Origin of the sequence: Mycobacterium terramassiliense, assembly GCF_900157385.1 — a bacterium.
Lineage (GTDB): Bacteria > Actinomycetota > Actinomycetes > Mycobacteriales > Mycobacteriaceae > Mycobacterium > Mycobacterium terramassiliense.
In genome coordinates this window covers 1206522-1219664 of the sequence record NZ_LT717701.1, presented here as the reverse complement: position 1 = coordinate 1219664, position 13143 = coordinate 1206522, and the positions used below count along the sequence as shown (strand labels likewise).

At 62.0% G+C, this 13143-nt stretch carries 12 protein-coding genes; 6 read left to right on the top strand and 6 right to left on the bottom strand.

What is annotated here, in order from left to right; all coding sequences use genetic code 11:
* Positions 1-30: 30 nt before the first annotated feature.
* The gene (locus MTAB308_RS20510) at positions 31-414 is read left to right on the top strand and encodes a salicylate esterase (protein WP_077101637.1); all 384 of its coding nucleotides are present in this window, start codon (positions 31-33) and stop codon (positions 412-414) included.
* Here MTAB308_RS20510 and MTAB308_RS20505 read toward each other — a convergent pair.
* The 4 genes from MTAB308_RS20505 to MTAB308_RS20490 all read right to left on the bottom strand — a co-directional run bounded on the left by MTAB308_RS20505 (position 394) and on the right by MTAB308_RS20490 (position 5996).
* The gene (locus MTAB308_RS20505; RefSeq protein WP_077101635.1) at positions 394-1596 is read right to left on the bottom strand and encodes a cytochrome P450; all 1203 of its coding nucleotides are present in this window, start codon (positions 1594-1596) and stop codon (positions 394-396) included. The genes MTAB308_RS20510 and MTAB308_RS20505 overlap by 21 nt on opposite strands.
* Positions 1586-2737, bottom strand: a complete 1152-nt coding sequence (locus MTAB308_RS20500) for a phosphotransferase family protein (protein WP_077101633.1) — start codon at positions 2735-2737, stop codon at positions 1586-1588. Before MTAB308_RS20500 ends, MTAB308_RS20505 begins: the two co-directional genes overlap by 11 nt.
* Before the next feature lie 9 nt (positions 2738-2746).
* The gene (locus MTAB308_RS20495; RefSeq protein WP_077101631.1) at positions 2747-3880 is read right to left on the bottom strand and encodes an Rv3169 family protein; all 1134 of its coding nucleotides are present in this window, start codon (positions 3878-3880) and stop codon (positions 2747-2749) included.
* Positions 3881-4376: 496 nt separating this feature from the next.
* On the bottom strand, positions 4377-5996 hold the full coding sequence (locus tag MTAB308_RS20490) for an FAD-dependent oxidoreductase (RefSeq protein WP_077101629.1): 1620 nt from the start codon (positions 5994-5996) through the stop codon (positions 4377-4379).
* A 281-nt stretch (positions 5997-6277) separates the two neighbouring features.
* Between MTAB308_RS20490 and MTAB308_RS20485 the strand changes: the two genes are divergently transcribed.
* From MTAB308_RS20485 to MTAB308_RS20475, 3 genes are all read left to right on the top strand, one after another.
* A complete protein-coding gene (locus tag MTAB308_RS20485; RefSeq protein WP_083746606.1) occupies positions 6278-7147 on the top strand; it encodes an enoyl-CoA hydratase/isomerase family protein in 870 nt (289 codons plus the stop codon).
* Positions 7148-7456: 309 nt separating this feature from the next.
* Positions 7457-8290 (top strand): SDR family NAD(P)-dependent oxidoreductase, encoded by an 834-nt coding sequence (locus MTAB308_RS20480; protein WP_077101627.1) that lies wholly within the window; start codon positions 7457-7459, stop codon positions 8288-8290.
* A gap of 60 nt (positions 8291-8350) precedes the next feature.
* A complete protein-coding gene (locus tag MTAB308_RS20475) occupies positions 8351-8713 on the top strand; it encodes an EthD domain-containing protein (RefSeq protein WP_077101625.1) in 363 nt (120 codons plus the stop codon).
* An 11-nt stretch (positions 8714-8724) separates the two neighbouring features.
* On the opposite strand, the gene MTAB308_RS20470 is transcribed toward MTAB308_RS20475, so the two are convergent.
* Together MTAB308_RS20470 and MTAB308_RS20465 are read right to left on the bottom strand one after the other, a co-directional pair.
* Positions 8725-9366, bottom strand: coding sequence for a TetR/AcrR family transcriptional regulator (locus tag MTAB308_RS20470; protein ID WP_077101623.1), 642 nt, complete (start codon positions 9364-9366; stop codon positions 8725-8727).
* 134 nt (positions 9367-9500) lie between these two features.
* Entirely contained in the window at positions 9501-10982 is a 1482-nt protein-coding gene (locus MTAB308_RS20465; RefSeq protein ID WP_077101620.1) for an aldehyde dehydrogenase, read from the bottom strand.
* A 222-nt stretch (positions 10983-11204) separates the two neighbouring features.
* Between MTAB308_RS20465 and MTAB308_RS20460 the strand changes: the two genes are divergently transcribed.
* Positions 11205-11978: an SDR family NAD(P)-dependent oxidoreductase gene (locus MTAB308_RS20460; protein WP_077101618.1), complete on the top strand. Its 774-nt coding sequence runs from the start codon at positions 11205-11207 to the stop codon at positions 11976-11978.
* A 142-nt stretch (positions 11979-12120) separates the two neighbouring features.
* Positions 12121-12963 carry a coniferyl-alcohol dehydrogenase gene (locus MTAB308_RS20455; RefSeq protein ID WP_077101616.1) on the top strand — a complete coding sequence of 281 codons (843 nt, stop codon included), beginning with the start codon at positions 12121-12123 and terminating at the stop codon, positions 12961-12963.
* Positions 12964-13143: the final 180 nt, after the last annotated feature.

The window sequence follows — 13143 nt, the reverse complement described above, 5'->3', positions numbered from 1 at the left end:
CATTGACATCGGGGCGAGGCGTTCACGAAGATGGCGTCCGAATCGGCAGACAACACGTTCACCGTCCCCTTCGATGTCTGGCGCGATATCTTCATCAACGACGGTGATCTAGACCTCGTTCAGCGAACCTATTCCCAGCTTTCTCCCGAGCCGTACGGTCCGTGGGTGGAACCACTGGATATGACGAAGTTCCATGAACTTTCGATCCCGCGCAGCTTTCTTGTCGGGACTGAGGACCTGGTGATGCCACCGGGTGATTTGGGTTGGCATCCACGCATGTCAACTCGTCTCGGGACCTTCCGGTTGGTCCAGATGCCGGGCAGCCACGAAGCTCTGTTCACCCAACCGCTCAGTGTGGCCGACAAACTCGTTGAGGCGGGACGTGATGACTATTTAGGGGATAACCGCGGGTAGCGAGTCCCAGCCGCGCACAAGAGAAGAAGTGCAAAGGCGAGCCTTTGCCGAGTCCATCTGCCATTCGGGAAAGCGCGAGAGGACTTCCTCGAGCGCGATGCGGCCCTCCTGGCGTGCCAGCGCCGCTCCGAGGCAGTAGTGGGTTCCCACGCCGAAAGTTAAGTGCTGACGTGGCTCGCGGTGGATATCGAAAAAGTCCCCGTCCGGCGGGAACTGGCGGTAGTCGCGGTTGGCTGCCCCGATCATCAGCATCATGACGCTCCCAGCCGGGACCGTCTGCCCATAGTAGTCAACGTCGTGGGTGACGTATCGCGCCACTGCAGGCGCAGGCGGTTCATACCGTAGGAGTTCCTCGATTGCCTGCGGTATCAGGGACGGGTTTTGGGCCAACTCACGCCGTTGATCGGGGTGCTCGGCTAATACTTTGCCGGCCCAGCCGATCAGCCGAGTGGTCGTTTCATTGCCGGCACCGGCGACGACGCTGACATACAGGAGCAGCTCGTCCCGGGTAAGTCGGCGAATTGTGCCTGTCTCGTCTTCGAATTCGGCATTGAGTAATTCGGTCATGATGTCATCGGATGGGTGCTCGGCACGCCAGTCGATGTACTCCGTGAAGATGTCGCCGGTTTGATAGCCGTCGGAGGCGAACTTCATTGGTTTGCCTGGTTCGGTGGTGATGTGTGCGTTGGACCAGTCGCGGATGGTTTCCTGATCTTTTTCAGGTATTCCGAGCAGCATGCCGATCACTCTCATGGGCATTTGTGCGCCAAGGTCTTTGACGAAGTCGAACCGGCCCGTGTCGATTAGCGGGTCGAGACAGCGGGCGCAGAACTCGCGAATCTTGGGTTCGAGCGCATAGACCTTGCGGGGCGTGAACATGCGGGCCAGCAACTTGCGGTGGACGCCGTGAATCGGTGGGTCTTCATAGACCAGGACACCGGATGGGACGGGGGCGTTGGCTTTGATCAGCTCGAGAACCGCACCGCGGGCTGAGCTATACGTGTCGTGGTCGACCAGGGCGGCGTCGACGTCGGTGAATCGAGTCAGGGCGTAAAACTCTTGCGTCGGGTTGTAGTACAGCGGTGCGTGCTCGCGCATCAGCCGGAACACCGGATAGGGGTCGGCGGCGATCTGGAGATCGTAGGGGTCATAGTTGATTCCGCCGTTCGTTTCAGCTGTCATAGTGATCTGTTTCCTCTCGGAAGTAGGTGCCGTCGAGCATCCTGGCCAACGTCTCACGGTGCATGATCATGTTGTCGGGTTGGTCTGGCACCTCGGCTTGCCCGAAGGCGATGGCGCGCAGCTGGATTCGCACCAAGATGATTGCTTGGCGCAGGGCGGCGTAAACAATGTAGAAATCGAGCCCAGCGGGACGATATCCGGCGAGCTCGGCGTAGGCCTCGACGACATCCACGCGGCGCAGAAGGTCCGGAAGTCCGGGCAGGCCCGCGGTGTGTGCGATGTCTTCAAAGAAGCTGTGGAAGAACAGCATCCAGCCAAGGTCGAGCTCACGGGGACCCAACGAGACCATCTCCCAGTCCAGCAGCGCCACCGGGACGAAGTCGCGGTAGATGATGTTGCCGATGCGCGCATCCCCCCATGACAGCACCGTGCCGCTTTCCCTGCCGGGGCGCGACGATGCCTGCTGCGGCCAGTTCTCGTACAGCCAGTCGAATCCCTGCTCAATCAGCGGCACGCCGGGCCGGTCTCCCCTGGCCCAGTCGTAGTACTCGCGGGTGCGTCGGACGTGGGCCTGCAACTCGGTTTCGCCGGATTGCCGGTGGTCGAGGAAGGAGAAGTCGGCCGGCGCTGCAGCGTGCACCCGCGCGAGCTGTTCGATCGTCGCGTGCTGCAGCCGCTGACGCTGCTGCGGGCTGGCCGCGGTGAGCCACGAGTTGAACGTGTAGGGCATCACGTCGGCAGGGATCTCGCCGTCGACGTGATCCATCACAAAAAATGGTGCGCCCATCGGGTCCGGGTGGTCTTCACACCACAGCACCTGCGGCACCGCCGGGGGATCGAGCTGAGCCCGTAGCCTCTCCAGTACCCGATACTGCTCGTGCATGTCGTAATGGGCGAAGACGGTGCTGGATTGTGGCTGTGGTGCAATACGTACTACCAAGCGGTGCTGCTGTGTGCCTCGCTCGGTCGTGACAATGACGGTCTCGCTTGACATCCCGTTGGAGGAAGGAACTGACGCGTCGAGAACCGCGGCGTCGGGCCAGCGGTGGTGCAGCCAGTGTTGAAAGCGGCTACGTAGGTGTTCTGGATCACGCTGAGACGCACTGGGGCGGGCTTGCTCAAAAGTGGTGTACTCGGACATCGGCGGTTCCTATGTCCGCTGCGTCCATGGCTGGTAGCCGTCCAGGAAGCCGGTAAGACCGGACGGGGCGTGTGGGCCTAGGTGAAGCTGCTCAAGGACGCCAATCCCTTTGTGTTTTCCCATTTTTGCTGTGACAACGTTTTGCACGTGCACTGAGCTGAAATCGCGTGGGTCGAAGTCGTCGAGCCTAATCGAGTCCCGTCCCGTCTCTAGTTGGCCGTGCATGCTGCCGTGAGCCCAGTACGGATGCCAGTACCCAATCCCGCGCATCCGGAAGGTGAAGGCCTTTGTCAGTTCGATGTGCACCTCACCGTCCGCCGGGTCGTCGAACCAGATATCCGCCCTGGTGATTTCCCGGCGCCCGGGCGCCCAGTTGAGTTGGTAGCGAAGGTTTTGGCATTCCCTGACGCCGACCTTGTCCCAGGGCGCGGTCTCGCCGCGGAGGGGATCGAGAATGAGTGCCGATTCCAGCCACCGTGACCCGTCGGGGTTCTCATGTAGAGCGAGGTGGGTGAACCGGTCGTCGAAGTGCAGGGGCGCCCACAGCCAAAACACGTTCGGGATGATTGGCTGCTGCAACGTTGAGAGTTGTTCGCCCACGGGCCGCACACCCCAGGATCTGTCTCGGGCACCGGGTACCTGCTCGGAGCGCACCGACAGATCCTGTCCATCGACACTGATGACTCCTTCCCATGTCCCCCATTGCGTCATGCGAGTGTGATCGGTTAAGACCACACCGACCTCCGAGAGCCGCCGTTGACGGGGCTCCTCCACCGCCACAGTTGTCGCGGAAAACGTTAGCTCGCAAGCTATTCGGTGTTCGTTAGGCTCGACTATGTAGCGGATGGTGCGCATCGGTTCGATGACCTCGATCCGTATTGGTCCGACCCTGGTCGCGCGGTCCTTGGGCATAGCGCCGGAGACGAAAATTGAGTGCTCGATGCCGTCCCATACGACGCTGAATGCTGCGTCGACAATGTTTCGGACTGGGTAGTGGCCCATTGAGGCGCCGAAGTACAACTCACAGTCGCGCTGGTGGCCGTTAAACCAATAGCGGTCGTAGTGGTTGGGGTCGCTGCTGGCAGGATGGGTGACCGGATCTGCCGAGGCGTGAATCGGATAGTCGTCGAACGGGCTCAGCACGAAAGTTCCTTTGCTCCTTGCACATCGAGACGTTGAGTCGTCGTCAGCAGCGGACAGCCAGTTTCGACCCGAATCTGATCAACGAACGCTCCACACAGGACTATAAACGAGGATTGCCTCGTGTTTACACACTATGTGCCGATGCCGCCGATGCGGGCACGAGCCGGCCAGACTCACTCAGGGGCGGCCACGTCTTTGCCGTCGTCGTTTTACTTGGGGCGTATTGCGGCTCGCGCTTGTGCGGGTGCCATGCGCGTGACAGTAAGGCGTCAGGTGTTGAATCCGCGCGCCATGGCGATGCCAACCGCACCTTCATGCACGACGAGGATTCATGGTCGGCTCCGCGCCTGTCCCCCGTTATCGGGCGGTCACTCTCAATTTCCGATCCTTCGGAGGCAGACCCGATAAATCCGGCGCTGCACTAAGCGACACTCGGCGCGCTCACCAGCGGAGAGTGAGATGGCGGAGTTGGCGGGCCGATCTCAGGGACTGGGGATTACTGGGCGACCCGCGATGTGTCGTGATTCCCCTGCGCGGCATCAAGCATGTGGGCGATGTCGACGATTTTGACCCGTGGCCGTCCTGTCTTGGTGCCAGACCTGCGTTCTTCAGCGTCGATGCGTTGCCAGTGGTTCCAGTCCAGTGGTGCCAATCCACGCTGGGCAAGCAGGGCGTGCAGTCCATCGGCCGAGCTGACGTTTCGGGCTAGCTTCCCGTGATCGAAGTCAGCCATCAGGTGGGCGACGGTTTCGGCCGCGCAGGCTCTGTTCGTGCCGATGACTCCTTGGGGGCCGCGCTTGACCCAACCGGTGACGTAAACAGCCGGCATGACGGCGCCCTCAGTATCGAGCACGCGGCCGCCGTCGTTGGGCAGCACTCCGGGCACAGAGTCGTACGGCAGCCCGGGAATGGGTGCCCCGCGGTAACCGATAGCGGCCACAACTAGCGAGGTAGCGATCACCTCGCCGTCGTTGGACGTTACGGTCGGCCGTGTCCGGATTCCTTGGACTCTGTGTGCACCAATGACCTCGGAGGGAGTGAGGCCAAACCGGAACATCAGTCGCTTGTTCGCCGGATCTGGCGTGCGACGGGCGTATTGGCCGGCGATCTGCAGCTTGAGCTTGACTTCGAGGTCATCCTCTGGACGGGGCGAGAGGTCTTCGTCGTCGATGATGATGTCGACGCCATCGAGATGCCCCAGTGCGAGGAATTCACCTACCGAGAACGCGGCGTCGCGGAAGCTGCGGCGCGCCAGTAGGTGAACCTCCCGGATCCTGCTAGCGGCTAGTGCGTTGAGTGCATGGTCGGCGATATCGGTTTTGGCCAGCAACGCCGCGTCGGTAAGCAGCACTCGCGCGATGTCAAGGGCGACGTTTCCGTTGCCGATGACCACGGCGCGCTCTGCGGTGAGGTCGATCTGGTGAGCTTGATGCTCGGGGTGACCGTTGTACCAACCGACGAATTGCGCGGCGCTGTACGTGCCGGCTAATTCTTCGCCAGGGATGTCAAGAGTGCGGCCGTTGCGTGCGCCCACGGCGTAGATGACAGCGTGGTGGTGTGCGGTCAACTCTTCATGGCTGATGTGTGTTCCGACTTCGACGTTGAAAAAACAGTGCAACCGGCCGCTGCGGAACGTAGGTTCGAAGATACGCGAAATCGCTTTGGTGTTCTGGTGATCCGGGGCAACACCGTAGCGAATTAGGCCAAATGGAGTGGGCAGCCGCTCGAAGATGTTGACGTCGATGTTGTCGATGGCGAGTAGCTGCGCTGCGGCGTAGCTGCCGGCAGGCCCGGCGCCAACGATTGCCACCCGCAGCGAGCCCGCCCCGACGGACACCGGCTGGGCCGGCGCGGGCACCGGGGCCGGCTCAAGGGGATGGTGTCGGAAGTACTCGGCATTGATCTGTTGGAAGCTTCTTTGTTCTGGCGGCAGATCATCTTCATAATGGATCGCCTCGACGGGGCATTCCTGCATACAGGCGCCACAGTCGATGCAGGCCTCCGGGTCGATGAAGAGCATGTCAGTGGAGTCATCCAGGGGACGGATGCAATCAACCGGGCAGACCGGTACGCAACTGGCGTCCTTGCAGCAGTTCTGGGTGATAACAAAGGTCACGGGCGTTCTCCTCAGCGATCTAGTTCCCCCATCATAGCTGGACACGTGTCTGATTTGGTAGGTCGGTTAGCTGAGGAGCGCCGCACGGTGGCCCTGCAATGCGTCGCGAAAGCGCGCGGTGGGCAGGTGTATTGAGATGATCACTAGATCGCCACGAGACTGGACACCTGTCTAGTACACATCCGCGTCGGAATCTCCAAGACTTGGCTTACAGCATGTAATATAATCTGGGTCGCGGTGCACCACCGGCCGGTGACCATCCGCAGAAAACGAAGGCCTTCATGACCGTGACATCTCCGCCGCAGCGACGCGGCCCGGCGATTGACCTGGCGTCCGTTCACGACGGCCAGACGGCAATCGTGACGATTAATCGTCCACACCGGCGCAACGCGTTGGACAGCCAAACCTTGGCCGAGTTGCACCAGTTGCTTGACCAGATCCAGGGCAGAACAGACATCCGGGCCGTGGTCCTGACAGGAGCCGGCGGGACATTCTGCGCTGGCGCCGACATCAAAGCTGCGCCTGAGGATTTCACCAACACAGCCGCGACGCCGGCCGCCGGGTTTCTGGGCGCGGCTCAATCGCCGATAGGTATTACTTTCGCCGCCCAGGAGCTCATGGCATCGGCGTTCGAAAAAATCCACCGATTACGCCAGCCGGTGATCGCTGCCATCGACGGGCCCGCCCTGGGAGGCGGATTTGCGCTGGCTCTGGCCTGCGACATCCGGATTGCTTCCGCAGACGCCACGTTCGGGGCGGTGTTCATTCGGCACGGGGTGTCAGCGTGTGACATGGGAACCAGCTACCACCTGCCTCGGCTAGTCGGGGGATCACGCGCCGCCGAACTCATGCTGACCGGGAGGGTTTTCGACGCCGCCGAGGCACTGGGCATGGGTTTGGTCGTCGACGTTGTCCCGGCCGACCGACTACCGGACAGCGCGCTGGAAAAGGCGCGTGAAATCGCCAACAATGCCCCACTAGCGGTGTGGATGACCAAAGAGACCATGTGGCAGACCATCGATGCACCCAGCCTCCGGCACGCCCTCGATCTGGAGAACCGCACCCAGGTGATGTGTTCTGCGAGCGGGGAAATTATGGAATCGTTCGCCGCGTTTCGCGACGGTGGCCAGCGAACATGGAAACCACTGTGAGAGAGCGGGTCGATCCCGTTGCGCCACCGCCACCGATTCGGGACTTCGTTGGTGGCTAGTCCGCCTCAGCGCCGTCAGCCCCCACCGTCACTGCTGAATCGGTCAGCCTGGTGATCCGGGCCCGCGCTTACCGCGCCGACCGTGTCGTCGCGCCCAGCATCGACTCCGACATGGAGTTGCTCGACAATGATTTTTCTCCCACGGCGCTGGTTCGCATCGCTGACCGCGTTGCCCTTCCCGCGTCCTCAGCTCACACCATGGCCCCCCCTATATATTCGATGTTCTGGCGATCCAGGAGGATTCGGCTTGATGGACAATCTGGAATCGAAAGTCGGAGTCGTCACCGGGGCGGCCTCCGGTATTGGCCTGGGGATAGCCCGCGCATTCGGGGCTGAAGGCATGCGGTTGGTGTTGTCCGACGTATCCGAAGACCAGCTCAACCGCGCCGTCGTAGACCTGCGGACCCAGGGGGCGGACTGCATCGGCAGGCTGGCCGACGTGCGCAGCGAGACCGAGGTCAATGCACTGGCTGATGCGGCTGTCGAGGCCTACGGCCACGTGAATGTTCTGTGCAACAACGCCGGCGTCGCAGTAGTTGGGCGCCAGTGGGAACTTGGCGCCGCCGACTGGGCCTGGGCGATTGACACGTGTCTGTGGGGCGTCATCAACGGTATCCGCGCATTTGTCCCCCGGATGCTGGATTCAGGAATTGCCTGCCATGTGGTCAATGTCGCCTCGATGGGCGGATTGCTCGCCGCGCCTTTCGTTGGTCCGTACGCCTGCGCGAAACACGCCGTCGTCGGCTTAACCAAGGCATTGCGCGCAGAGCTGGGCGGTACGAATGTCGGTGTGACGCTGGTGTGCCCAGGCAACGTGCGCACCAACGTCGTGCGTGCGGCACGGGTCGGCCGCGGCAGTGGTGGCAGTGACGTCGATGGCGACGTCGGTGCGTTCGTCGGCTTTCTTCAGACCTCGGTTGAGGGTGAAAATTCTATGGAGCCAGAAGACGTCGGGAAGATGGTCGCACAGGCGATCAAAACGGGGCAGTTCTGGCTTCTTCCCAATGGGGAGTCTCAATTACCGTTCGTGGAAGCAGATTTCAACGAGATGCGAACGGCTAGCTTCTCATCCGGCATCGAATGAGCTGCTACTGAACGCGTTCGTCTCTGGGAGGCAAGGATTGGCGAAGGAAGGACGGAATTCATGGTTAAACTGGTGTTCTGCTGTCGGCGACGTGCGGAGCTGAGCGCCGAGCAGTTCCAGACCTATTGGCGTGATAGCCACGCCAATTTGGTGCGGTCGGTCCGAGACGAGATCCCAGCAATGTCCCGCTACGTGCAAAGCCACACCATTTTGGGTCCCCTGACCGACCAAGCGCGTGCCAGCCGCGGCACCGGTGAACCTCCCTACGACGGCATCGCCGAGATTTGGCTCGATTTCGACGCACCCGCCGCGGCTCCTGATGCCATGGCCGAGGCGATGCAGCGGTTGTTGCATGACGAGCTGACGTTTGTCGACATGGCACGCTCGAGCGTTTTCGTCACCGAAGAACACCACATCTTCTAAAGCGTCGGAGGTCAAGTTGTAATGCCGTGCAGGATGATTGAGCGGAGATGCTCGACGAGCGCGGCCTCATCCAGTGTCGGATTGATGAGCGTGTGAAGCATCACCGCACCGCGGATGGTGTCCAACAACGCGCTGCCATCGACGTCTGCTCGTACCGCCCCTTCGGCCTTTCCCCGGTTGATCAACCGCACATATGCTTGCCTGGCCGGCGCAATGTATCTGCTTTCGATCTGCTCGAGAAGGTCGGGCCGGTTGTACAGGTCAGTCGATAACCCCGGCACGCCCGCCAAGTAGGCCGGGTCCGACTGAATCGTTACCATCGCCGCGATCAGGTCAGATATTGCCTCAGCGAAAGGCTTACCGTCATCGACTAGCGGGCCGGGGTCGTCGGTGGTGAAGATGGCATCTTCCACGAGCGCGAACTTCGAACCCCAATTGTCGTAAACGAATGGGCGCGACACGCCGGCCAGGCGGGCGACCTCTGTCAACGTCACTGCGTCGTAGCCTTTGGCGCTTAAGAGTTCCCGCGTGGCGTCAAGGGCTGCCTGGCGGCGCGCTTCGTCTTTCGGGCGACCACGCCGGGTGTGGCCCGTCGTGGCTGGCTCCTCTGCGGTCTCGGGCCGAGGCTGCGTGGGGCGCGGCGAGGACTTCACGGTTTGACTGTACTGATCGTGGCTTTTGTCACGGACGCTTCCCGCTTTGAGGAAATTCGGTCGGCCTCGATCATCGACGTCGATGTTGAGATTGCATTGTCGCCACCTCGCTACGGTCCTGCGTGGCGTGATGATCACAAGTCTGGGGTATAGCCGAACGGCAGCAGCAGGCTTTTGGCTTGGCAGTAGGCCTCGATGCCCTCGCGGCCGCCCTCGCGCCCAATGCCGGAGTCCTTATAGCCGCCGAATGGTGCCCCGGGGTCGAAGGCATACATGTTCACCGCGTAGGTTCCGGTGCGGATTCGCGACGCGATCCGCAGGGCCTTGTCGTTGTCGGTGGTCCACACCGAACCGGCCAAGCCGTAGCGCGAGTCGTTGGCGATGCGCACCGCGTCGTCCTCGTCATCGTAAGGGATCACCACCAACACTGGGCCAAAGATCTCCTCTTGTGCGATCGTCATGGAGTTGTCGACGTCGGCGAACACGGTGGGCTGCACAAACCAGCCGCGGTCAAGTCCTTGGGGTCGACCGCCGCCGGTGACGAGGCGGGCGCCCTCCTGGATGCCTTGTTGAATGTAGGCCTCGACGCGGTGGCGCTGTTTTTCGCTGATCAGCGGGCCGACCGCGGCGGCAGGGTCATCTGGCGGCCCGACTGGCGTAGCCGCGACCGCGGTCGCGAGTTTTTCGACGATTTCCTCATAGCGCGAGCGCGGCGCGAGGATGCGAGTCTGGCCGACGCAAACTTGTCCGCAGTTCATCAGCCCCGAGAAGACGAGCATCGGCAAAGTGGAATCGAGGTCGGCGTCTTCGAGGATGATGGCCGCCGACTTGCCGCCCAGCTCGAGCGTGCATGGCTTGAGTTTCTCGGCGGCGATCTGGCCGATCTCCTTGCCCACCGCTGAGGAACCGGTGAAGGTGAACTTGTCCGGCTCGGGGTTTGCCGTCAGCGCGCGGCCGGTCACCGGTCCCCCGGGCACGATGGATAGCACACCGTCGGGCAGGCCGGCGTCGGCGAAGACCTCGGCTAACAGATTGGTCGACAGCGGGGTCTCGGCGGCGGGCTTGAGCACCAGGGTACAGCCGGCCAGCAATGCGGGCCCAAGTTTGTTGCAGGCCAAAAAGAACGGCACATTCCAGGCCACCACCGCCGCGACCACACCGATCGGCTCTCGGGTCACCAACGTCTGGCCGTAAACACCGTCGCGTACCTCACTCCAGCTGAACTTGCCGGCGGCAGTGGCGTAGTACTGAAGAACAGACAACCCGGCGCCGAACTGCATCATGTCGATAATGGTTTGTGGCTGGCCGGTTTCCAGCGTCAGCACATGCTTGAAATCCTCGGCGCGTTCCTCGACGAGAGCAGCTGCCCTGGCGATCACGGCTTGTCGCTCGGTCGGTGACATCTGCGGCCATGGACCGTCGTCGAAGGCGCGGCGAGCCGCCGCGCAGGCAGCATCGACATCGATCTCGCCCGCCAGAGGGACTTGACCGACTTTCTTCCCGGTTGCCGGTGAGAACACCTCGATCACTTCCGTGGTCGAGGGTTGAGTCCAGGTACCCCCAATGAACAGCTTGTCGTACTCGGTGATGGCTACGGTGGTCGTGTTGTTCGGCATGACAGTCCCTTTACGCGGTCCGTGGCCAGCCCAGTCGGTCCATCGTCGGCATATACGGGCCTCAGCGCGGCGGCGGTGGCGGCGATGCGTGACTCCTTGGCCAATCGCGGTTATCTTACACAATGTAAGGTAACGCGGGTGCGACTTGCCGCGCATCCCGCAACACTGTGCTTGCAGGGCCTGCGGCACAGATTTGGCCGGATCGACCTGGGAGCGTCAACGTTGACCAACGATGTGTTAGGCCCGCTGTTCGACCTCGCCGGTCGCACCGCGATCGTCACCGGCGGAACCCGCGGCATCGGCCTGGCTATCGCCGAGGCGTTGGTGCAATGCGGCGCCAACGTGTGTGTCGCCAGCCGCAAACCCGAAGCATGCGCAGCGGCCGCCGATAATCTGCGGTCTTTGGGCGGCGGCGCTGCGTTGGGAGTGCCCACCCACCTGGGTGACCTCGAGGCCATCGATCAACTGGTCGCGGTCACCGTCGACGAATTCGGCGGCATCGACATCGTCATCAACAACGCGGCCAACGCGTTGGCGCTGCCACTCGGCGAAATCACCCCACAAGCCTGGGCTAAGTCCTTCTCGGTGAATCTGCAAGGCCCGGTCTTCCTGGTTCAAGCGGCCTTGCCCTACTTGCGGAAAAGTCAACACGCCGCCATCCTCAACATGGTCTCGGCCGGCGCGTTCATCTTTTCACCAATGGTCTCGATGTATTCGGCGGCCAAGGCCGCCATGGTCTCCTTCACACGGTCGATGGCTGCCGAGTTCGCCGCGCAGGGCATACGCGTCAACGCTTTGGCGCCCGGGTCGGTCGATACCGACATGGTACGCGGCAATCCCCCGGAGTTTATCGAGGCCATGAAAGCCTCGGCCTTGCTGCAACGGATCGCTGCCCCCTCGGAAATGATCGGACCGGCGTTGCTTTTGGTGTCCGATGCCGGCAGTTTCATCACCGGTCAGACCTTAATCGCCGACGGCGGCATGGTGCCCCGGTGACTGCGCGGACCGCATCGCTTCTCTTGGGCGGCAACCGATTACACGAGCCAAGTGCAGCCCCCAGATGCGCGCTCTGCGGCTGGGCATCACCGCACAACTCAAAGGCCGTCCATCTTTACATCAACCACGAAGGGACCGAGCAATGTCTGCCATCATCGACTATCAGCACAAGACTGTGGTCGTCACGGGCGCAGCCACCGGAGTCGGTGCTGCCCTGACCGAGCGGCTGCGGGCCGCAGGAGCCCAGCGCATCATTGGCCTCGATATCAAGCCGTGTGGCACATCCGTTGACGACTCCATCACCGTTGACCTGTCCGATCGACTGGCCGTCGATCAAGCCATCAACGAACTTCCGGATCGTATCGATGTGCTTTTCAACAACGCCGGTGTTGCTGCCACCATGCCCCTTCCGGTTGTCATGGGTGTCAACGTGCTGGCACCACGCCGCCTGATCGCTGCTCTACAGGATCGACTGCCCGCACGGGGCGCCGTGGTCAACACCGCGTCCATCGCCGGGGGCGGATACATGGAGCGGTTGGCCGCGATCCTGGAGTTGTTGGCCATTGAGGATTGGCACGAGGCCCTGGAGTGGGTGCAGGCCCATCCCGAGCTGACCCACAATTCCTACGGTTTTTCCAAAGAGTGTCTTCAGGTGCTTACCCTGCAGCAGGCTGTGCCACTGGGCCGGCGCGGCATCCGAATCAACAGCGCCTGCCCGGGGATTATCGACACCCCGCTGCTCCCTGACTTTCAGACGTCGATGGGAGCAGGGATGCTTGATTGGACCGTCAGCCAAAGCGGTGGGCGCAAAGCCACGCCCGGTGAGATCGCGGACGCGCTGACCTTTTTGGGCTCTGACGCTGCTGGTTACATCAACGGAACCAATTTGCTTGTCGACAACGGTTTTTCGGCGGCAATCATCACCAACCAGATCGATTACTCAAGAATGCCTGCGCCCGATGCCCTACTCAATTCGGCGACATGAAACGGACGCTGCGCGTGGCTATCGAGGTGCATCGCAATAGCGAACCACGAAGCGGGAGGCAGTCGGTGGCCCACGGTGAATCCTCACCGATCGCTGCTGCCCGGGACGTGAGGGGTGTGCCGGTCGGCAGGTCTGCAAAGCCGGCGTCCATCCTCCACATCGAGGATGCGTGGACGCCGG